The sequence below is a fragment of the Pseudomonas sp. MF08817 genome (assembly GCF_059862705.1).
The window spans coordinates 168,977-190,627 of the sequence record NZ_JCBCUY010000002.1 but is presented as its reverse complement, the minus strand read 5'-3'; the positions used below and the strand labels follow the sequence as shown (position 1 = coordinate 190,627).

Annotated in this window: 14 protein-coding genes; 11 read left to right on the top strand and 3 right to left on the bottom strand. The window is 65.0% G+C overall.

Translation table 11 applies throughout. The features are described 5' to 3' along the window. Positions 1-29: 29 nt before the first annotated feature. From AC19YR_RS02305 to AC19YR_RS02295, 3 genes are all read right to left on the bottom strand, one after another. Positions 30-2,759 carry an RHS repeat domain-containing protein gene (locus AC19YR_RS02305; RefSeq protein ID WP_500596986.1) on the bottom strand — a complete coding sequence of 910 codons (2,730 nt, stop codon included), beginning with the start codon at positions 2,757-2,759 and terminating at the stop codon, positions 30-32. A gap of 95 nt (positions 2,760-2,854) precedes the next feature. Further along, positions 2,855-4,006 carry a patatin-like phospholipase family protein gene (locus AC19YR_RS02300; RefSeq protein WP_500596984.1) on the bottom strand — a complete coding sequence of 384 codons (1,152 nt, stop codon included), beginning with the start codon at positions 4,004-4,006 and terminating at the stop codon, positions 2,855-2,857. A gap of 30 nt (positions 4,007-4,036) precedes the next feature. After that, complete coding sequence (locus AC19YR_RS02295) at positions 4,037-4,966, bottom strand: lipid A biosynthesis lauroyl acyltransferase (protein ID WP_095107422.1); 930 nt, start codon at positions 4,964-4,966, stop codon at positions 4,037-4,039. 119 nt (positions 4,967-5,085) lie between these two features. Here AC19YR_RS02295 and minC point away from each other — a divergent pair, with 119 nt between their 5' ends. The 11 genes from minC to AC19YR_RS02240 all read left to right on the top strand — a co-directional run bounded on the left by minC (position 5,086) and on the right by AC19YR_RS02240 (position 21,638). After that, positions 5,086-5,823, top strand: coding sequence for a septum site-determining protein MinC (minC, locus tag AC19YR_RS02290; protein ID WP_095107723.1), 738 nt, complete (start codon positions 5,086-5,088; stop codon positions 5,821-5,823). Positions 5,824-6,014: 191 nt separating this feature from the next. Continuing rightward, positions 6,015-6,827: a septum site-determining protein MinD gene (gene minD / locus AC19YR_RS02285; RefSeq protein WP_020295538.1), complete on the top strand. Its 813-nt coding sequence runs from the start codon at positions 6,015-6,017 to the stop codon at positions 6,825-6,827. Next, complete coding sequence (minE, locus tag AC19YR_RS02280; RefSeq protein ID WP_019693048.1) at positions 6,827-7,081, top strand: cell division topological specificity factor MinE; 255 nt, start codon at positions 6,827-6,829, stop codon at positions 7,079-7,081. The genes minD and minE overlap by 1 nt, the downstream gene beginning before the upstream one ends. A gap of 133 nt (positions 7,082-7,214) precedes the next feature. Beyond that, positions 7,215-7,850, top strand: coding sequence for an RluA family pseudouridine synthase (locus AC19YR_RS02275; RefSeq protein ID WP_095107421.1), 636 nt, complete (start codon positions 7,215-7,217; stop codon positions 7,848-7,850). A gap of 85 nt (positions 7,851-7,935) precedes the next feature. Continuing rightward, entirely contained in the window at positions 7,936-9,225 is a 1,290-nt protein-coding gene (locus AC19YR_RS02270; RefSeq protein ID WP_095107420.1) for a M18 family aminopeptidase, read from the top strand. A 93-nt stretch (positions 9,226-9,318) separates the two neighbouring features. Next, positions 9,319-9,495, top strand: coding sequence for a hypothetical protein (locus tag AC19YR_RS02265; protein ID WP_500596981.1), 177 nt, complete (start codon positions 9,319-9,321; stop codon positions 9,493-9,495). Between the two features lie 75 nt (positions 9,496-9,570). Further along, positions 9,571-11,724 carry a mechanosensitive ion channel family protein gene (locus tag AC19YR_RS02260; RefSeq protein WP_500596980.1) on the top strand — a complete coding sequence of 718 codons (2,154 nt, stop codon included), beginning with the start codon at positions 9,571-9,573 and terminating at the stop codon, positions 11,722-11,724. Between the two features lie 478 nt (positions 11,725-12,202). Beyond that, positions 12,203-18,280: an SDR family NAD(P)-dependent oxidoreductase gene (locus tag AC19YR_RS02255; protein WP_500596979.1), complete on the top strand. Its 6,078-nt coding sequence runs from the start codon at positions 12,203-12,205 to the stop codon at positions 18,278-18,280. A gap of 25 nt (positions 18,281-18,305) precedes the next feature. Then, complete coding sequence (locus tag AC19YR_RS02250) at positions 18,306-19,601, top strand: aminotransferase class I/II-fold pyridoxal phosphate-dependent enzyme (protein WP_500596977.1); 1,296 nt, start codon at positions 18,306-18,308, stop codon at positions 19,599-19,601. A gap of 55 nt (positions 19,602-19,656) precedes the next feature. Next, entirely contained in the window at positions 19,657-20,460 is an 804-nt protein-coding gene (locus AC19YR_RS02245; RefSeq protein WP_500596976.1) for an outer membrane lipoprotein-sorting protein, read from the top strand. Further along, complete coding sequence (locus tag AC19YR_RS02240) at positions 20,457-21,638, top strand: hypothetical protein (protein WP_500596974.1); 1,182 nt, start codon at positions 20,457-20,459, stop codon at positions 21,636-21,638. The genes AC19YR_RS02245 and AC19YR_RS02240 overlap by 4 nt, the downstream gene beginning before the upstream one ends. The last annotated feature ends 13 nt before the right edge of the window (positions 21,639-21,651 follow it).

The following is a 21,651-nucleotide window of genomic DNA, read 5'->3' as shown; positions in this document are numbered from 1 at the left end:
GCTCAGCCGACTAACGCACAAGCAGCACATCAAACATACTCCCCTGGCATGCGAATATAGGCTCTGGGTGTTCTCACGATGCTTGGCGCCTCGACTTTCACCAGCCCGGCGCGGTCCATCCTAATGTACTCGGCATTCACTGTACTCTCGCGCCTAACCTCTCCATGGGTATTATCCACGAGCAAATATTGGCTAAATAACGCCCTCCCCTGCGCACCTTGCAATCCAATACTGATTTGAAGCAAGCGTTCCTTGTGCGTATTTTCCCGTAGCACAATGGATGGAACATCATGAATCTCAAATTCCAGCTTTCCACCCGAAGCAATTAAATATGACCTGACCGCATTGGCTTTATTTTCATTACCCTCGACCCCTTCACCCAGTTTCGCGATACTCACCGGCGAATCATTGACATCCAATAGACGGACACTTCCCCGTTGTAGTCCTGGCTGGCCCGCAGCGGTGTTATAGGCTTCGATGTACCTCCTTGGCCAAGCCTCAAGGGTCCGGCTGGACGGGTTGTGTTCATACATATTCACATTGAATTGCCAGGACTCTTTTTTCTCCAGATCATTTACATGAATACTTTCATCCCAAGTCAACGCAGGTGGCTCTTCCATACGGCCTCTTACCTTATCCAACCACCTGCCCTTATAAGACAATACTAACCTCACCTTGAGATCATGCCCTTCAGACTCCCGAGACTTCAAAGCTGAATGTGACAACTCAAGTTTCTCCAACTTCCAGCGGCCCAACTGTTGCGCAGGCACGGGCAAGTCATTCCCCCCTACCAACCCCTTCTTATCAGTCAAATAAGTGGGCCGATTATTGACCATCCAATAAAAATTAAGCCCATCGACTTCCCCCGCCGGATCTGCACTTAACCACCGCTGTAACCACGGCGCGTAATAGCGATAACCGTAGTAATAAAGCCCCGTGGCGTCGCGTTCTTTACCTGAATAACGCACGGTCTTGTATTTGACCTGCACCGCACTTCTGCCCGCCCACCACGCCGTGCCACCAAAGGGGTAGTAACTTTCCTGGCTGATAAGGGCAGCGTGTTCATCCACCTCCAACGTGCAGGAGCCCAGGTGATCGCTGATGCCGTAGCGTAATTGATCGTTGGTGACACCCGCCGGCGGCGCAGTTTCCCAGTGCAACACCCGCACGCTGTTGCGCCCGGCCTCAAGGTGGATGACGTGGTAGCGCTCGGCACCGTGCTGGTGAGTTTCCAACCCGGGCAAGTAGCGCACTTCGCCACGCAGGGTGCGACGGTGCGCCTGGGCCAGTCGGACTTTACGCAGGCGATGGCCGGGGCGGTCGTAGACGTAATGCTCCTCGTCGTCCGTACCGTCCGGGCGCTGCACCTGGGTAACCCGGCTCAACTGGTTGCGGGCGTCCCAGTGCAGGGCTTGGCCGGGTTGCAGGGTTTGCTGGTTGCCCTGCGCGTCAAAGCCCTGGGCGATGTCGTCCTCGCCGGGCAGGCCGCCGTCCGGGCGCTGGGCCAGGCTGCGGTTGCTGCGCTGGGAAACGGCCATGACGAAGGTGGGCGCGCCGCTGTGCTGGCGGCTGAGCAGGTTACCCGCCGCGTCGTAGGTAAACGCCTGGGTGTAGTTGCGCAGTTGGTTGGGGTCGGCCGGCAAAGGTTGCAACGCCGGCAGTTGCGGGCCATAGGCCGGGGTGATGACTTCGCGGCCGCTGGCCTGCACCAGTTGATAGAGGGTGTCGTACTGGTAGCGGTTGATCGGCTCGATGCGCCGGTTGCCGTGGTAGCGAACGGGTTGGGCAACATCCTCAATACTGAGGACGTTGCCCGTGGGGTCGTAGGTGTAATGCACATCCGCCAGCACCTGGGCAGCGGCCGCCCGCAGGTGCAGCAAGCGACCATCCCGAGGGTCGTACTCGGCCCGGGTATGCACGCCGTTGCCGGCGGTTTCTTCCTCGACTTGGCCGAAGGCGTCATAGGCCAGCGCGCTGACCAGCAGGTGTGGCACTTGGCCCGCCCCCACCAGGCGCAGGCTGGCAGACTTCAACTGCCCCGCCCGGGTGTAGGTGAACGAACGCAGGTGGCCCATGGCGTCGGTCTGGTTGTGCAACTGGCCGGTGGCGATGTGGGTTTGCCTGCTGATAAAACCCGGCCCGGGCTCCAACAGGTCATCACGCTGCCCGGTGCCGATGGGCCAGTCGGGCGGCTCCAGGCTGGCGAGGAACTGGCGCTGCTCCGCCAGCGCCGTGCCATCGAGCCCGTAATCGCGCAGGTGCAACGTGCCTGCCGGGTCGTCATGGCGAATCAACCGGCCGCACTGGTTATGGGCCGCCGCATCGGTGCCGGCGTAGGTCATGCGTTCGACGAACCGGGCCGCCTCGCCCGCCACAGCCTCGCGCACCGCCAGCGGCCGCAGCAGCGCATCGTGCTGGGTATGCTGTTGGCTGCCCCGGCTGTCCCACGCCGACAGCACCTGGCCCGCCACCGCGGGCAAATTCAGTTGCCACCCGGCGTCAAGGCTGTCAGTCAGTAATGGCTGGCCGGATAACCTGTACACCGAGGTCAGGTTGGGCTTGGGTGAAAGGCCCCACAGTCTCGGGTCCCAATTGCCGACGCGGCGCCCGGCACCGTCGTACACCTGGCGGGTGATCCGCGCCTCGGCGGCTTGCCGCGAAAGCTCGCGGCAATAGGCCACTGTGCGCACCGGCAGGCCTCGCGGGTCAACCGCCGACAGGGTCGGGGTGTGGGCATGGAGCCGGGTTGCGCGGGGCATGCGACGCCTCGTTCATATCAGGCTGAACACAGGCCCTACGATGCCTGACGGATCGAGGCACGGATACTGTCAGAACTTACAGGTAGGTAGAGGCCCTACAGCCCCAGGAAGCGCTTCAACTCATCGGCCTTGGCCAGCGCGTCGCGCCGCCCAAGGTCGATCAACTCGCTGCAATACCCGGCCTCGAACAACAAGTAGCTGAGCACCCCGGCCCCGCTGGTCTTGGTGGCACCAGGCCCGCGCAAGAACATGCGCAAGGCCCGCGGCAGTTCCTGGCGGTGACGGGCGGCGATTTCGTCGATGGGCTGGCTGGGGGCGATCACCAGCACGTCCACCGGCGCCGCGCCCAGGCTGCGGGTGGGCGTGCCGTGGGGCAGCAGGTGGCCGAACTGGTTGAGGCGCTGCAACAGCTCGATATCGCCTTCGAGGCTGTCGATGAAGGTGCTATTGAGCAGGTGCCCGCCGATCTGCGCCAGGGTCGGCTGCTGCCCGGTGTAGCTGCGCTGCAAAGGGTGCTGGGGGTCAGCGCCGCGCGGGTTGCCGCTGACGCCCACCACCAGCACCCGACTCGCGCCCAGGTGCAGGGCCGGGCTGATGGGCGCCGATTGGCGCACGGCACCATCGCCAAAAAATTCGTCGCCGATCTTCACTGGCGCGAACAGCAGCGGGATCGCCGAACTGGCCAGCAAATGCTCGACGCTCAACGGCGTCGGCAGGCCAATGCGGCGATGGCGCAACCAGGCATCGATGGTGCCGCCGCCCTGATAGAAGGTCACCGCATGGCCGGACTCGTAGCCAAACGCGGTGACGGCCACGGCCTTGAGTTGCCGCGCCTTGATCGCCTCGTCGATGCCGCCCAGGTGAATGCGCTCTTGCAGCAAGTCGCGCAAAGGGCTGCTGTTGAGCAGCGCCACCGGCACCTGGGCGCCTAGGCCCAGCAGGCTATGGCCGACAAAACGGCTGGCCTGGCGGATCACCCCCGGCCAGTCGCTGCGCATCACTTGATGGCTGCGAAAACTTTGCCAGAACGCGGTCAGGCGTTCGATGGCGGCGCCAAAGTCCATCGCGCCACTGGCCAGGCTCACAGCGTTGATCGCCCCGGCGGACGTGCCGACGATCACCGGGAACGGGTTGGCCGCCCCCGCCGGCAGCAACTCGGCAATTGCCGCCAGCACGCCCACCTGGTACGCCGCCCGCGCCCCGCCCCCGGAAAGAATCAAACCCGTTACCGGTTCGGCACGACTCATTGCAAGGCTCCAGGGCAGGTCAAGAAGGGATCAGCGTTGGGCGTAGAGTTTCGGCTCGCCCGGCGGGCGGCTCTTGAAGCGGCGATGGGCCCACAGGTATTGCTCGGGGCACTGGCGCAGCGAAGCTTCGACCCACTGGTTGATGCGCAGGCAGTCGGCCTCTTCGGACTCGCCGGGGAAACCCTGCAATGGCGGGTGGATCACCAGGCGATAACCGCTGCCGTCCGCCAGGCGTTCCTGGGTGAAGGGCACCACCAGGGCCTTGCCCAGGCGCGCGAATTTGCTAGTGGCGGTCACCGTCGCGGCTTGAATGCCGAACAGCGGCACGAAAATGCTCTGCTTGGCGCCGTAGTCCTGGTCCGGCGCGTACCAGATCGCCCGCCCGGCGCGCAGCAGCTTAAGCATGCCACGCACATCGTCGCGCTCCACCGCCAGGGAATCGAGGTTGTGGCGCTCGCGGCCGTGGCGCTGGATAAAGTCGAACAGCGGGTTCTTATGCTCGCGGTACATACCGTCGATGGTGTGCTGCTGGCCCAACAGGGCCGCGCCGATTTCCAGAGTGGTGAAATGCAGGGCCATGAGGATCACGCCCTTGCCCTCGCGCTGAGCCTGTTTGAGGTGCTCCAGGCCTTCGACATGGGCCAGGCGTGCCAAACGGGCGCGCGACCACCACCAACTCATCGCCATCTCGAAGAAGGCAATGCCGGTGGAGGCGAAGTTTTCCTTGAGCAAGCGCTTGCGCTCGGCGGCGGTTTTTTCCGGGAAACACAGTTCCAGATTGCGCTGGGCGATGCGCCGCCGGTCGCCTGCCACCCGGTACATCAGGGCGCCCAGGACGCGACCGATCTTGAGCAGCAGCGGGTACGGCAACTGCACGATCAGCCACAGCAGCCCCAGGCCCAGCCACAGTGGCCAGAAACGCGGAAGAAAAAATTCGGCTCGTAAACGCGGGCGATCCATTAAAGATTCCGTCAAGACAAAGGCCGCGCATTCTACATCGGTTCGCAGCGGGTTGCGGCTCGCGGGCGTTCTCGTTATAAGTCTCGGCACTTTTAGTGACAAGCCGTTTAATGCCGACCATGAGCCAAACCGAACCGCTAGACCAAGATCCTGTGTTCCAGTTGAAGGGCAGCATGCTCGCCATAACGGTGCTGGAACTGGCCCGCAATGACCTTGAGGGGCTGGATCGCCAATTGGCCGCGAAGGTCGCCCAGGCCCCGAATTTCTTCAGCAACGCCCCGCTGGTGCTGGCCCTGGACAAACTCCCGGCCCAGGAAGGCGCGGTGGACCTGCCCGGCCTGATGCGCATTTGCCGCCATCATGGCCTGCGGACCCTGGCCATCCGCGCCAGCCGCATCGAAGACATCGCCGCCGCCATTGCCGTTGACCTGCCCGTGCTGCCCCCCTCCGGCGCCCGCGAGCGGCCGCTCGACCCGCAGGAAGGCGTGGCGCGTAAAAAGCCGGAAAAACCGCCAGAACCCACCATCAAGCCGACCAAGATCATCACCTCCCCCGTGCGCGGCGGGCAGCAGATCTACGCCCAGGGCAGCGACCTGGTGGTGATTTCCTCGGTCAGCCCGGGGGCGGAACTTCTCGCCGACGGCAACATCCATGTATACGGCCCCATGCGCGGCCGGGCGCTGGCCGGCGTCAAGGGCGATACCAAGGCACGGATTTTCTGCCAGCAATTGAGCGCCGAACTGGTGTCGATTGCCGGCCAATACAAAGTTTGCGAAGACCTGCGGCGCGACCCGCTGTGGGGTTCTGGCGTGCAGATCAGTCTGTCGGGTGATGTGTTGAACATCATTGGGCTTTAACGGATACTGCCGCATTTTCCAAACATCTCTAACGCGTAGCGAAAACAGCCCAAACGAAGTAGGAAATTGACCCAAAGCCGGCCGTTAATAGCGCTTTTGCTCAAATTTCAGCCAAGGTTGTTCGGCAGTTGGCGTTTTCCAGAGATGTTTTTCAGGGGCTAAAAGTCCTTTTTCCTTAGGGGTGAAACACCTTGGCCAAGATTCTCGTGGTTACATCCGGCAAGGGTGGTGTGGGTAAGACCACCACCAGCGCCGCTATCGGTACCGGCCTCGCTCTGCGCGGCCACAAAACAGTGATCGTCGACTTCGACGTGGGCCTGCGTAACCTCGACCTGATTATGGGTTGCGAGCGTCGCGTGGTTTACGACTTCGTCAACGTGGTCAACGGCGAGGCCAACCTGCAGCAAGCCCTTATCAAGGACAAGCGCCTGGAGAACCTCTACGTCCTGGCCGCCAGCCAGACCCGCGACAAAGACGCGTTGACCGTCGAAGGCGTGGAAAAGGTCCTGATGGAACTCAAGGAAACCTTCGAGTTCGTGGTCTGCGACTCCCCTGCTGGCATCGAGAAAGGCGCCCACCTGGCCATGTACTTCGCCGATGAGGCGATTGTCGTGACCAACCCGGAAGTGTCCTCGGTGCGTGACTCCGACCGCATGCTGGGCCTGTTGGCGAGCAAATCGCGGCGCGCCGAGAAAGGCGAAGACCCGATCAAGGAACACCTGCTCCTGACCCGCTACAACCCCGAGCGCGTGAGCAACGGCGAAATGCTGGGCGTTGAAGACGTCAAGGAAATCCTCGCCGTCACCCTGCTGGGTGTCATCCCCGAATCCCAAGCGGTGCTCAAGGCCTCCAACCAGGGCGTGCCGGTGATTCTCGACGACCAGAGCGACGCCGGCCAGGCGTACAGCGATGCGGTCGATCGTTTGCTGGGCAAAACCGTGGAACATCGGTTCCTTGATGTCGAGAAGAAGGGATTCTTCGAGCGCCTGTTTGGAGGTAGATAATGAATCTTTTTGACTTCTTTCGTGCCAACAAAAAAGTAAGCACCGCGTCGGTAGCGAAAGAGCGTCTACAGATTATCGTGGCGCATGAACGCGGCCAGCGCAGCACCCCGGACTACTTGCCCGCCCTGCAGAAGGAACTGGTGGAAGTGATCCGCAAGTACGTCAACATCGGCTCCGACGATGTGCACGTTGCCCTGGAAAACCAAGGCAGCTGTTCGATCCTGGAACTGAACATCACCCTGCCGGATCGTTGATCGAACCGGTGGAGGCCACAGCAGGCTGAACACCTGCTGATCCAATATGGGAGCGGGCCTGCCCGCGAAGGCGTCGTCACCGACCTTTTCGCGGGCAGGCCCGCTCCCATACGTTTGTCATGAGGCTGTTGTAATGCCGTTGTCCAATATCCGCATCATCCACCAGGACGCTGGTGTGCTGGTGGTGGACAAGCCAACCCTGCTGCTTTCCGTGCCCGGCCGGGCCGAAGACAACAAGGATTGCCTTATCACCCGCCTGCAAGAAAACGGCTACCCCGAAGCCCGGATCGTCCATCGCCTGGATTGGGAAACCTCCGGCATCATCCTGCTGGCCCGTGACGCGGACACCCACCGCGAACTGTCCCGGCAGTTTCACGACCGCGAAACCGAAAAAGCCTACACCGCGCTGTGCTGGGGCCAACCCGAACTGGACAGCGGCAGCATCGACCTGCCCCTGCGCTATGACCCGCCGACCAAACCGCGGCATGTGGTGGACCACGAGTTCGGCAAGCACGCCCTGACCTTCTGGAAAGTGCTGGAGCGTTGTGGCGACTGGTGCCGCGTCGAGCTGACCCCCATCACCGGCCGCTCGCACCAGTTGCGCGTGCACATGCTGTCCATCGGCCACCCGCTGCTGGGCGACGGTTTGTACGCCCACCCACAGGCCCTGGCCGCGTGGCCGCGCCTGTGTCTGCATGCCAGCATGCTCAGCTTCACCCACCCGCAAAGTGGCGAGCGGCTGCGCTTCGAGTGCCCGGCACCGTTTTAGCCCCCGTGTGGGAGCTAGCCGCTGGCTCCCACAAAAGCCAAGTCCAATACGTTAAACTCGCGCCCATTGCTGTCTGGAGCTACTTATGCGCGAAGAGTTGAACCAAGGCCTGATCGACTTCCTCAAGGCCTCCCCCACCCCATTCCATGCCACCGCCAGCCTGGCACAGCGCCTGGAAGCCGCCGGCTACCAGCGCCTCGACGAGCGCGAGCCGTGGGCCACCGAAGCCAACGGCCGCTACTACGTGACCCGCAACGACTCCTCGATTGTCGCCATCAAGATGGGCCGCCACTCGCCCCTGCAGGACGGCATCCGCATGGTCGGCGCCCACACCGACAGCCCGTGCCTGCGGGTCAAGCCGCAGCCGGAGTTGCAACGCCAGGGCTTCTGGCAATTGGGGGTGGAAGTCTACGGCGGCGCGCTGCTGGCGCCGTGGTTCGACCGCGACCTGTCGCTGGCTGGGCGCGTGACCTTCCGCCGCGACGGCAAGGTCGAGAGCCAGTTGATCGACTTCAAGGCACCGATCGCCACCATTCCCAACCTGGCCATCCACCTCAACCGCGAGGCCAACCAGGGCTGGGCGATCAATGCGCAAACCGAGCTACCGCCGATCCTCGCCCAGTTCGCCGGTGATGAGCGGGTGGATTTTCGCGCCGTGCTCACCAACCAACTGGCCCTGGAACACGGCCTCAACGCCGACGTGGTGCTGGACTACGAGCTGAGCTTCTACGACACCCAAAGCGCCGCGGTGATTGGCCTGCACGGTGACTTCATCGCCGGCGCGCGCCTGGACAACCTGCTGTCGTGCTACGCCGGCCTGCAAGCATTGCTCACTGCCCCGAGCGAGGAAACCTGCGTGTTCGTGGCCAACGACCACGAGGAAGTCGGCTCCTGTTCCGCCTGCGGTGCCGACGGCCCGATGCTGGAGCAAACCCTGCGCCGCCTGCTGCCCGAAGGCGAGGCGTTCGTGCGGGCGATGCAGAAATCCCTGCTGGTCTCGGCGGACAACGCCCACGGCATTCACCCCAACTACGCCGACCGGCACGACGCCAACCACGGCCCGAAGCTCAACGCCGGCCCGGTCATCAAGGTCAACAGCAACCAGCGCTACGCCACCAACAGCGAAACCGCCGGGTTCTTCCGCCACCTGTGCATGGCCGAAGAAGTACCGGTGCAAAGCTTCGTGGTGCGCAGCGACATGGGCTGCGGCTCGACCATCGGCCCGATCACCGCCAGCCACCTGGGTGTGCGCACCGTGGACATCGGCCTACCGACGTTCGCCATGCACTCGATCCGTGAACTGTGCGGCAGCCACGACCTGGCCCACTTGGTCAAAGTGCTGAGCGCGTTCTACGCCTGCCGTGATTTGCCCTAGTGCGCCCGCTTGCTACACCAGGCGATACAGGTCAACCTGGGCCGGGGCGAACCGGCCTAGACTCTATTTATCCTTTCTGACAAGGCTGTCTCCATGATCTCGATGTCTGCGTTCCACTCCATGCTTATCCCGATCCTTGCCGGCATGCTCCTGCTGGCCATCGGGTTCAACTTCCGCGACAAGAACGCGGGCGTGTTCAGCATGTGGGTGGGCATGCTGCTGATCCTGGCCACGGTGGTCTACAAGATCCTGGCCAAGCTCAACGAATAAAACCCCACCACGCTCGCATTGGGTTTGCCCCACTCGTACACTCGGTCAATCCCCCCGTTTGAGGTTGACCGCCCCGTGCTTGCTCGCCTGTTGTCCCTGCCGACTGTTTTTCTGCTGTGCCTGATGGCGCTGTTGCCCGCCACCGGCGCCCAGGCTGTCGGCTTGCCGGGCCTGCTCGCCAGCCCCACCAAACAGGCGCAGGCGAGCGAGCCCCTGGGGCAATCCCTGGACGAAGTCATCAAGTCCCTGGAAAACGACCAGCAACGCAGCAAGTTGCTGGCCGACCTGAAAAAACTGCGCGATGCCACGAAACAGGCTCAACCCCCGGCAGAAATCGGCGTGCTGGGCCTGATCGGCGGCACCCTGGCCGACCTGGAGAAACAGTTCACCGGCGCCGACAGCCCCCTCAACCGCTGGACCGCCGAGTTCGAGCTGGCCCGCGAGGAGTTCGATGCCCTGCTGCTGCCGGCCAGCGAATGGGGGCCGATCATCTTTGCCTTCGCCCTGATCCTGATGCTCTGGAGCCTGCTGGCCGCCGCGCTGATCTGGGTCGGCAACCATGTACGCCGGCGCTTTGGCCTCACCGAAGAACTGCCCCAGCACCCCAAGCCCTGGGACCTGCTGCGCTTTGCCCTGCGCAAACTCGGGCCGTGGCTGGTGGCACTGGTCATCACCGTGTACCTGAGCTACGCCCTGCCTTCGTCCCTGGGCAAAGTCCTGGCGATGGTGCTGGCCTATGCCCTGGTAATCGGCACCTGTTTTTCGGCGATCTGCGTGGTGGCGTTTTCCGTACTCGACGGCCCGCACCGCCACCGCGCCCTGTACATCCTGCGCCACCAGGCCTTCCGCCCGTTGTGGCTGATCGGCAGTTTCGCCGCGTTCGGCGAGGCCCTGGGCGACCCGCGCCTGGTGGCCAGCCTGGGCGCGCACCTGGCCCACGCGGCGGCGACCTGCGCCAATGTGCTGGCGGCGTTGTCCACCGGGGTGTTCATCCTGCGTTTCCGCCGCCCCATCGCTCACCTGATCCGCAACCAGCCGCTGTCCCGGCGCCTGACCCGCCGCGCGCTGAGCGACACCATCGAAATCATCGGCACCTTCTGGTACTTGCCGGCACTGGTGCTGGTGGGCATCTCCCTGTTCGCCACCTTCGTCTCCGCCGGCGACACCAGCACCGCCCTGCGCCAGGCGCTGATCTGCACGGTGCTGCTGGTGGTGTGCATGGTCATCAACGGCTTGGTACGGCGCCACGCCCTCAAGCCGCAACGCGGGCACAAGCGCCATGCGCTGTATTCCGAACGCCTGAAAAGCTTCTGCTACACCCTCGTGCACCTGGTGGTGTGGCTGGTGTTCATCGAGTTGGGCCTGCGGGTGTGGGGCATGTCGCTGATCCGCTTTACCGAGGGCGACGGCCATGAAATCAGCGTCAAGTTGTTCAGCCTAGCCGGCACGCTGATTTTCGCCTGGCTGGTCTGGATCCTCAGCGACACCGCCGTGCACCACGCCCTCACCCGCTCGCGCAAAGGCCTGGCCAATGCCCGGGCGCAAACCATGATGCCGCTGATCCGCAACGTGCTGTTCGTGGCGATTTTCATCATTGCCCTGATCGTCGCCCTAGCGAACATGGGCATGAACGTCACGCCGCTGCTGGCCGGTGCCGGGGTGATCGGCCTGGCCATCGGTTTTGGCGCCCAGTCCCTGGTGGCCGACCTGATTACCGGGCTGTTCATCATCATCGAAGACTCCCTGGCCATCGACGACTATGTGGACGTCGGCGGCCACCTGGGCACCGTCGAAGGCCTGACCATCCGCACCGTGCGCCTGCGAGACATCGACGGCATCGTACACACCATCCCGTTCAGCGAAATCAAGAGCATCAAGAACTACTCCCGCGAGTTCGGCTACGCGATCTTCCGGGTGGCGGTGCCGTACAACATGGACATCGACGACGCCATCAAGCTGATGCGCGACGTCGGCCAGAAGATGCGCACCGACCCGCTGCAACGGCGCAATATCTGGTCGCCCCTGGAAATCCAGGGCGTGGAGAGCTTCGAGTCCGGCAGCGCCATCCTGCGCGCGCGCTTCAAGACGGCGCCAATCAAACAATGGGAAGTGTCGCGGGCGTTCAACCTGTCCCTCAAACGCCACCTCGATGAAGCCGGGTTCGACCTGGCCACCCCACGCCTGAGCGTGCAAGTGGTGACCACCAGCGCGGGGCCGGCCAAGGAATAACGCTACGCCCCTTCTACATCGCCACGCCTAAAACACAGCCCGACAATTAATACTGCCGGGCTGCTGGCGTATGCCCCCCACAACGCCAGGCGTTATAAAACGCCACAAACTTTAAAGTTAATTCAAGACATCGCCCTCTATCCAAAACCCCAAACTTTCATTCGCAACTCGCGAAGCTGCACAAATACCAAGGCGAGGTATAAGTCAAGACACAGCGCCAAACTTACCAGCACATTCAGAAACATCACCCACACCCCGTAAACATGACTACGTAAGCAACTCACAAGTAACTCAGAGTATAGTAATTATTCCTACATTCATTAATATCCGCACACACACGACCTGTACAAACTCCCGCTTTTGTCAAATTGATATCTACCCGCACTAAATACCCCTCGTTAGAATCCGCCACCTACAAAAGCCAGATAAACAACTTACAAGTTGCAATATCAGTTCTGACAACTCAGGAGGCATCTACGTGCCCAACACCCGCAATAACCCGACAACTCCACTTGCTCGCAAAGTTGCCATCATTGGTTCCGCCTGCCGCTTTCCGGGTGGTTCAACCACACCGCAAGCGTTCTTCGACAGCCTATTGAGTGGCCGCAACTATGTGCGCCCGGTGCCTGCGGATCGCTGGTCGAACGATACTTATCTGAATGAACAGGACGTGTGCGGTAAAACCTACGTCGGCCACGGGCACTTTCTCGAGGAGTACGACTTTCGTGGCTTCGACGCGGACTTTTTCAACTTTTCCCCCCGCGAAGCCGAATTCCTCGACCCCCAGCAGCGCCTGTTGCTGGAACTGAGTTTTGAAGCCATGGAAAACGCCGGGCTGTGCGTCGAGGCCTTGGCGGGTTCGCAGACCGGCGTGTTCGTCGGCGGCTTCACTGTCGACCACCTACTCAACCAGTTCGGCAGCCATGCCCGCGGCATGATCGGTGCCCACAGTGCGGCAGGCTCGACCCTGACCATGCTCTCCAACCGCATTTCCTACGCCTTCGATTTCCGAGGGCCGAGCCTGTCGGTCGATACCGCGTGCTCTTCTTCCCTGGTGGCATTCGCACAGGGCGTCAGCGCCATTCTTACATGGCAATGCGAAACAGCCTTGGTCGGTGGCTCCAGTTTCATGCTGCGTCCTGAGTACATGGTGGCCATGGCCAAGGGCCGTTTCCTCGCCAAGGACGGCCGCTCCAAGAGCTTCGATGCCCGAGGCGATGGCTATGGCCGGGGCGAGGGCTGTGGCGTCGTGGTGCTCAAGGACTATGCCTGCGCCCTGCGGGACGGAGACGAAATCATTGCCCTGGTCGACGGTGCCGGCGTCAACCAGGATGGCCGCACCAGCGGTATCACCGTGCCCAACCCCCAGGCCCAGCGCCAGTTGATGGAAGAGGTGCTGGCCCAAAGCGGTATCGACGCCGCGTCGGTGAACTACGTCGAGGCCCATGGCACCGGTACCCCCGTGGGCGACCCCCTGGAAACCCGCGCCATCGCCGATGTCTACGCCCAGGGCGGGCGCTGCCGGGTGGGTTCGGTGAAAGCCAACATCGGCCACCTGGAAGCCGCGGCCGGCGTGGCCAGCGTCATCAAGTCGATGATGATGCTGCGCCACAACCAGGTACCTGAAGTGGCGGGGCTGGAGGTGGTCAACCCGCAAATCCCAGAGGAAATCGACCTGCCCCGGCGTACCGAGACCCTGGGCGACCCCGCACAGGTGCGGCGCATCGCCATCAACTCGTTCGGCTACGGCGGCACCAACGCCCATGCCATCCTCAGCTCGCCGCCCGCCACCACGCCGCGCGTGCCCCAGCCTGGTTGCGCCCCCTCGGTGGCCATCCTGCCGCTGAGTGCCCGCGACACCCAGGCCCTGCGCGAACGCGCCGGGCAACTGGCCCAGATGCTGGAGGCGGCCGGCGCCCCCGCCCTCAACGATGTGCTGTTCACCACTGCCCTGCGCCGCAGCCACCTCGACCATCGCGTCGCGGTGTGGGGCGATACCCCCGGGCAACTGGCCAGCGCCCTGCGCGCGTTTGCCGCCGACAGCGGGGACTTCCCCGGCGTTGAAGGGGCGCGCCCGTTCAACGCCAGCCCGCGCATTGCCTTCGTCTACACCGGTATGGGCCCGCAGTGGTGGGCCATGGGCCGCCAGTTGCTAAGCGAAAACCCGGTGTTCCGCCACACCTTGGAGCAAGCCGATAGCGTGTTCCAGGGCATTGCCGGGTTCTCCATCCTGGAAGAAATGCTGCGCGATGAAGCAACCTCGCGAATCAAGCACACCGAGTTCGCCCAACCCGCCAACCTGATGATCCAGATCGGCCTCACGGCCGCCCTCAAGGCCGAAGGCGTAGTGGCCGATGCGGTGGTCGGCCACTCGGTAGGCGAAGTCGCCTCGGCCTGGGCCGCCGGCATGTTGACCCTCGAAGACGCCCTGCGGGTGAGCCGCGAACGCAGCCGCATCCAGGCCACGGCCGCCGGCACCGGGGCGATGCTCGCTGTGGGCCTGGGCGCCGAGCAGGCCCTGGAACTGATGGCGCCCCATGGCGATTTGATCTCCCTGGCCGCCATCAACTCGCCGCGCAGCGTGACCATCGCCGGCGACCGCCAGGCCTTGCAGGCCCTACTCGCCGAGGCGGGCGAGCGCAAGGTGTTCGCCAAGATGCTCGACGTTGAAGTGCCCTACCACAGCCCGCTGATGGAGGCCCTCAAGCCGCAGATCCGCGAAGCCCTGGCCGGCCTGCAACCCGTGCCCGCGACCACGGCGCTGTACTCCACCGTCAGCGGCGGCTTGAACGGCGAACGCCTGTACGACGCCCAATACTGGTGCGACAACGTGCGCAACCCGGTGTACTTCTGTGACGCCATCACCGCGCTACTGGACGACGGCTACACCCATTTCGTCGAAGTCGGCCCGCACCCGGTGCTGCGCCGCTCCCTGGAGGAAACCGCCAGCGCCCGCAACATCGAGATCCGCGCCAGCGCCACCCTGGCGATGAACAAGCCGGAAACCGACGCACTGCGCCGCGCTGTCTGCGCCATCTACGCCCAGGGTGCCGACCTCGACTGGGCCGCGCGCGCGCCCGCCGGCCAACAGGTGCAATTGCCCACCTACCCGTGGCAGCGCCAGTTGCTGTGGCGCGAAGCACAATGGCAGCGCGACGACCGCCTCAACGCCCAAGGTTGGCCGCTGCACGCCGACCAGAGCGGTATCGACCTCAACCTGCGGCGCCTCAACTACCTCTACGACCACATCGTCGACGGTTCGCCGATCATGCCCGCCGCGGGGTTCCTCGAAGCCCTGTGCGAAGAGGCCCGCGAACGCTGGCCGCACAGCACGGGCCTGAGCGTACGTGACGTCGATATCCAACAATCGCTACTGCTCGACCACGCCCGTGAGCTGCGCCTGCACGTGCAGTTCGACGCCACGCGCCATCGCGCCACCCTCGCCTCCCACGATATCGCCGAAGACGCCGCGCCCCTGGTGCATGCCCAGGCCACCCTGCACCCACTGGCGACACCCGCCCCGACGGCCATTGCGCTGCTGGCCACCGGCGATCTCCAGGCACTGGAGCCGGCCGCCTTCTATGCCCAACTCCACGGCCAATCCTTGCAGTACGGGCCGGCCTTCCAGTCGATCCGCCGCCTGCACCGCGACCTCGAACAGGGCCTGGCCCAGGCACACTTGCGCCTGCCCGTCGAGTTGGCCGCTGACGCGCCGGCCTACCTGTTGCACCCGGCGCTGCTGGACGGTTGCTTCCAAGCGGCCCTGGCACTGATGCGCCCCGAGGAGGGCGTGTTCCTGCCGGTGAGCCTCGCGGCGCTGCACGTCTACGGCCCCTTGCCCGAGGCGATTGACTGCCGGGTGCAGATCGTCGAGCGCGACGCCTCGCGCATCGTCTGCGACTTCCAATTGACCGATCGCCACGGCGCTGTCCTGGCCCACTTACAGGGCCTGACCTGCCGCTCCCTGCAAGGCCGCGGTAAGGCCCAGGTGTTCCCGGCCGGCGACTATCAGCGCACCTGGCGCGAATTGCCCGCCCTCGCCAACCCACCCATGAGCGCGCAACGGCTGCTGCTGGTGGCCCACGGCGACGACCCGTTGGCGGTGCGCTTCGCCCAACTGGCCGGCGAACGCGGCCTGGGCTGCGAGCGCTGCACCTGGGCCCAAGTGCCGGCCCACCCTGGCCTCGGCGCGGTAGACCGGGTGATCGGTTTGTCCTGGGCCGGGCAAAATGCCGCCATGGCGGTGACCGGCGAAGATGAACTGCGCGAGCTGCTGCTGGCGGTCCAGGCCCTCGCGGCCCAGGGCCGGCCGTTGCCGCTGCGGGTCGTGACGCGGGGCGCCCATGGGGTGCGCGAGGACGATCCAGTGCAACCGGCGCAAGCGGCGGTGGCCGGTTTCGTGCGGGTGGTGCGCAACGAGCAGCCATCGCTGGACGCGGCGCTGGTGGACATCGACGAAGGTCAAGGGCTGGCGGCACTGTTCGCCGAGGTCATGGCCGATCAGTTGATCGACGAAGTGGCCCTGCGCGAGCAGCAGCGCTACGGCGCCCACTTGATCGCCAGCGGGCTGTTGCAGCAACCAGGGCACGTGCCGAGCCGCTGCACCGGGCCGCAGGCCATCAGCCTGCGCCAGCACCACAGCGCCTTCAGCGCCCACCTGCAAATACCGCAAGCCTTGGACCCCGAGGCCTTGCAGGTGCGGGTCGAACGCCTGGCCGTGGCCCTGGAACACCCGGAACAGCCCATGGGTGTGGTCGCGGTGGTGACCGCCGTTGGCCAGGCACTGAGCGGGTTCAGCGTGGGTGAGCGGATCGTCGCTCTGGCCCCGCGCCACCTTGGCACCGAGTTGAGCTTGCGCCCCGCCGAGTGTGTGCTGGCACCGATCGGCCAGCACGACACGCCCTCGGCCTTGATCGCGCCCATCCAGGCCCGCGCCGTGGCGTTGGCCCGCACCTGCGCGTTGCGCCCCGGGGCGCGTGCCCTGGTGGTCGAAGGTGTGCTGGGCGATGCCCTGAGCGCGGCCTTGAGCCAGCACGGCGCCGTCGTCACCCGCGTCGCGGCGGACCTGAGTGACCTGCCCAACGCACCAGGCTTTGACCTGATCGCCGCCGACCTGGCGCAGTGGAGCCATCAGGCCGGTTTCTTCGCCCTGGCCACGGGCGGGCAGTTGCTCGACCTGGGCAACGACCCGGCGCCCTTCGCCTTGCCGGTACAGTGCCAACGCCTGATCCGCGCCACCCTGGACCTTGCGGCGTGCCGCCAGGACGAGGCCTACCGCGCCGCCCTGCGCAGCGCCCTGGCCACCCCGCCCGCGGCGCTCGCCACAGCACTGCCCGGCTTCGCCGACCTGTTGGACGGCAGCGCGCTGCATGGCTGGATCGAGCTGCAAGTGGGCGGGGACGAACGACCGTTCACGGCAGCCGCCAGCGACACGCCGGCGCTGCGCCGTGACGGGGTCTACCTGGTCACCGGTGGCTTCGGCGGCCTGGGCCAGGAACTGGCCCGCTGGCTGGCCCGCCACGGCGCGGGGCACATTGCCCTGGTCGGCCGGCGTGGCGCCGACACGCCCCAGGCCCAAGCCCTGCTGGCGCACCTGCACAACCTCGGTGCCCAGGCCAGCGCCCATGCCCTGGACGTCAGCGACCCGGCCCAGGTACAGCGCCTGCTGGGCCAGTTGCACCAACCGCAGGCACCGCTGCTGGGCATCTACCACGCCGCCGGCGTGTTGCAGGACCACCTGCTGGAGCAGATGACGCCCGCCCACGTCAGCACCGTCATGCAACCCAAGGCCGGCGGAGCCTGGGCCCTGCACCAAGGCGCCCTGGCCATCGGCGCGCCGTTGGAGCAGTTCGTGATGTTCTCGTCCATCGCCAGCCTGGTGGGCAACAGCCGCCAGGCCAACTACTGCGCCGCCAACGGTTTCCTCGAAGGCCTCACGCACCTGCGTCGCGCCCAGGGCCTGCCGGCCTTGAGCATTAACTTCGGGGCCATCGCCGGTGTCGGCATGCTCGAAAGCGACGAGCGCATCGGCCAGCACCTCACGCAAATCGGCCTCACCCCGCTGGACGTGCACGTGGCTCTGCGCGGCCTTGGCCGGGCGCTGGCCAAGGGCCTGGCCCAGGTGGCGGTGTCCGAGCAGGCCGATTGGGGCAAGTGGGCGGTATACGAAAGCGTCGGCGGCGCCTCGCCGACCTTCGCCGAACTGGTCCAGGCCAGCCGCGCCAGCCAGAGCGACAACAGCTCCCTGGTGGAGCAACTGCACGCGGTGGTCGCCAGTGTCGATGACAACGAGGCCAGCGGCGTCCTGCAAAGCCTGATTGCCGAGTGCGTGGCGGCCGGCCTCAAGACCAGCGCCCAGCGCCTCAAACCCGAGCAGTCGTTTGATTCCTTTGGCGTCGACTCCCTGCTCTCCACCGAGATCAAGTTCCTCCTGGAGCAGCAGCTGGGCGTGACCTACTCGGTGATCGAGCTCCAAGGCCAGGCCACCATCGCCAAGCTCGCCCAACGGGCCCTGAGCGAGGTGCGCAGCAAGATCGAACTGGCCAGCGCGGCCTGATTTTTCCAAAAGGAAACCTTTACCCATGAACCGTTCTTCCAATGCCGCCGTCGACACCTTGATGGCCAAGATGCGCGCCAACATCACCAGCCAGCAGCCCGCCCCGCACAGGGTGGCGCCGGGCGAGTCGGGCAACCTCACCGAGTCGCCCGAGTACGCCATGCTTAAGGGCCTGCGCGCTCGCTATCAGGAGGGCAACGGGCTTATCAACCCGTACTTTCGCGCGCGCAGCGGCGACGTGGCCGCGACCTTGCAGATGGCCGGGCGCGACTACATCAGCTTCTCCAACTACAACTACCTGGGCCTGGCCAACGACCCTCGGGTCAAGCACGCGGTGCACGAGGCGGTGGACCGCTACGGCTGCCATGCAGGCGCCGCGCGCATGGTGGGCGGCGAAATCGAACTGCACGCCCAACTGGAAACCGAACTGGCCCGCTTCATCGGGTGCGAAGCGGCCACGGTGAGCGTCAGCGGCTACAGCGCCAACGTCACCGTGATCGGCTACCTGCTGGACCGACGCGACCTGATCCTGCATGACGAATACATGCACAACAGCGGCCTGATGGGCGCGGTGATGTCCGGGGCGCGGCGCATCGCCTTTCCCCATAACGACATGGCCGCCCTGGAGGCCCTGCTCAAGGAGCACCGCGACGGCTACCGGCGCGTACTGATTCTGGTCGAAGGCGCCTACAGCATGGACGGCGACCTAGTGGACCTGCCCCAAGTGGTGGCCCTGAAAAAGCGTCACAACGCCTGGCTGATGATCGACGAGGCGCACTCGTGCGGCACCGTCGGCGCCACCGGGCGCGGGGTGTGCGAGCACTTCGGCATCGCCCCGGCGGAGGTCGACCTGATCGTCGGCACCCTGTCCAAGAGCTTTGCCAGTTGCGGGGGGTTTGTCGCCGGGAAGAAGGAATGGATCGACCTGCTCCATCACTTCTGCCCCGGCCTGCAGCTTTACAGCACCGGCATCAGCCCGGCCAATACCGCCGCCGCCCTGGCCGCCCTGCGCGTGACCTGCGCCGAGCCACAGCGGGTGGCGCGCCTGCAAAGCAATGCGCGGCATTTCGTCGAACAGGCCCGCCAGCGCGGCTTCGAGTGCGGCAGTGCAGTGCCCGGGGTGCCCATCGTGCCGCTGATGATCGACGACGACCGGGCGCTGCGCCTGATGTCGAGGCTGTTGGACCACGGCGTGATCGCCCACGCCGTGATGCACCCGGTGGTGCCGCACAACGAGGCGCGGCTGCGCTGCTTCATCAGTAGCGAGCACGACGAAGCGATGATCGCCCACACCCTCGACCTGCTCACCCAACCTCTCTAAGCCCAACGCCGCGCTCGACCGCAACAGGGTCGAGCGCCGTATCCAAGGAACACCGATGAACACTTTGCCTCCCCTGCTCGCCCTGGCGGCGGGCCACCTGCTGCTCGCCCCGACCGTCAGCGCCAGCACCCCCGAGCTGCGTGAGCGGGGCCGGGAAATTGCCCTCACCGTCGACCGCAACGACAGTGGCTACGGCGACTACGTAGTCAACGGGCGCATGACCCTCAACCGCCCCGACGGGCGCAGCACCGAACGCAGCTTCCAGATGAGCACCCTGGAAGGCGACACCGTGGGCGATAAACGCCTGGTGGTGTTTTCCCAGCCGCGCGATCTGGCCGGGTTCGCCTCGCTCACCTTCAGCAACGCCCAGGCCGCCGATGACCAATGGATCTACCTGCCTGCCGTCAAACGGGTCAAGCGCCTGGCGGCACGGGACAAGACCGGCTCCTTCGGCGGATCGGAGTTCACCTACGAAGACATCACCACCTGGCAGGTCGAAAACTACGACTACGAGTTCGTCCAGGACGAACCCTGCGGCGAGCCCCAGGCGACCTGCCACACCATCGCCAACCTGCCCAAATACGCTCACTCCGGCTACTCGCGCTTGGTGGAAACCATCGACCCACGCATCTGGCAACCGGTGCGCATCGTCTACTACGACAAGGTCGGCCAAGCCGCCAAACGCCTGGATTTCCATGACTACCAGCAGTACGGCACGTATTGGCGGCCAGGGCGGATTGTCATGACCAACCTGCAGGACAACGCCAGCTCGCAAATCATCTGGGACGACTACCGCTTCAACACCGGCCTCAAAGCCGCCGACATGACCGACAGCCGCCTGCCTTCATGGTCGCGATGAGCCGGCCCGCCTCCCTCCTGTGCCTGGCCTTTGCGGCCAGCCTGTGCCTGCCGCTGGCCCAGGGGGCCAGCCTGCGGGGCAGCCTGGGGCTCGACAGCCTGGTATTCGCCGAACCGCCGCAGTTTGCCGGGCAGGCCGACGAATACCGCAACGCCGCGGCCACCTTGAACCTGACCCTCAGCGACCGCGACTACCACCTGGAGCTGTTCAGCCGCGCCTCGGCCAATGCTGAACAGGCCTGGAGCGCAGACCTGCGCCAAGCCACCTGGAACCTGCGCAGCGATGCCAGCGACTGGCAAGTGGGGGTGCTGAGCCAGACCTGGGGCGTGCTCGAAGCGTGGAACCCGGTGGACGTCATCAACGTCCGCGACCTCGCCGAAGACTTCCAAGGCAAAGCCAAACTGGGCCAACCCGGGGCGATGGTCAGCCTCAACCTGGACGACACGGTGCTGTCGCTGTACGCCCTGACCTACGCCCGTGGCCAGCGCCTGGGCGAGGGCCGCGACCGCTTGCGCAGCCTGCCGGCCGCCGTGCGCGAAGAAGCCTTCGAGGACGGCCGCTGGGCCCCCGGCTTCGCTGCCCGCGCCGCGTTCAAACTGGGCAGCGACCTGGAGCTGGCGCTGTCCCATTACCGCGGCCACGCCCGCGAGCCGCTGCTGCAACCGCTGGTCGATGCCAGGGGCCTGCGCGGCTTTCGCGCCACCTACGCGCAAATCGAGCAAACCGCTTTGCAAGCCCAGTACGTGGTGGGCGACAGCGTGCTCAAGAGCGAAGTCATCCACCAGCGCGGCACCGGCGAGCGCTTCTGGGGCGGTGGCGTGGGCGCCGAGACGACGTTCAGCCGTGTCGGGGCGAGCACGGCGGACCTGACCCTTTACAGCGAGTTCTACTACGACGCCCGCAGTGCCGACGCACCGGTCACGCCGTTTCAGCGCGACCTGTTTTTTGGCGCGCGCCTGAGCCTCAACGACCCCCAGGACAGCGTCCTGGAACTGCGCGCCAGCCACGACCTGCAGTGGTCCTCGCACCTGTTCGAACTGCGCGCCAGCCGGCGGGTGTTCGCCAGCACGGTGTTCTCCGCCGCGTTGCTCGCGCCCAGCCAGGCCCGGCGCGATCCCGCGCTGAACGGCTATGGCAACGACACCTACCTCAAGCTGGGATTGGCCTGGTACTTCTGATTTGTTAGGAACC

Bases quoted from the DNA above. Each gene is read 5' to 3' on its own strand.
- AC19YR_RS02305 (WP_500596986.1), bottom strand. From the start codon at position 2,759: ATGCCCCGCGCAACCCGGCTCCATGCCCACACCCCGACCCTGTCGGCG.
- AC19YR_RS02300 (WP_500596984.1), bottom strand. From the start codon at position 4,006: ATGAGTCGTGCCGAACCGGTAACGGGTTTGATTCTTTCCGGGGGCGGG.
- AC19YR_RS02295 (WP_095107422.1), bottom strand. From the start codon at position 4,966: ATGGATCGCCCGCGTTTACGAGCCGAATTTTTTCTTCCGCGTTTCTGG.
- minC (WP_095107723.1), top strand. From the start codon at position 5,086: ATGAGCCAAACCGAACCGCTAGACCAAGATCCTGTGTTCCAGTTGAAG.
- minE (WP_019693048.1), top strand. From the start codon at position 6,827: ATGAATCTTTTTGACTTCTTTCGTGCCAACAAAAAAGTAAGCACCGCG.
- AC19YR_RS02275 (WP_095107421.1), top strand. From the start codon at position 7,215: ATGCCGTTGTCCAATATCCGCATCATCCACCAGGACGCTGGTGTGCTG.
- AC19YR_RS02270 (WP_095107420.1), top strand. From the start codon at position 7,936: ATGCGCGAAGAGTTGAACCAAGGCCTGATCGACTTCCTCAAGGCCTCC.
- AC19YR_RS02265 (WP_500596981.1), top strand. From the start codon at position 9,319: ATGATCTCGATGTCTGCGTTCCACTCCATGCTTATCCCGATCCTTGCC.
- AC19YR_RS02250 (WP_500596977.1), top strand. From the start codon at position 18,306: ATGAACCGTTCTTCCAATGCCGCCGTCGACACCTTGATGGCCAAGATG.
- AC19YR_RS02245 (WP_500596976.1), top strand. From the start codon at position 19,657: ATGAACACTTTGCCTCCCCTGCTCGCCCTGGCGGCGGGCCACCTGCTG.
- AC19YR_RS02240 (WP_500596974.1), top strand. From the start codon at position 20,457: ATGAGCCGGCCCGCCTCCCTCCTGTGCCTGGCCTTTGCGGCCAGCCTG.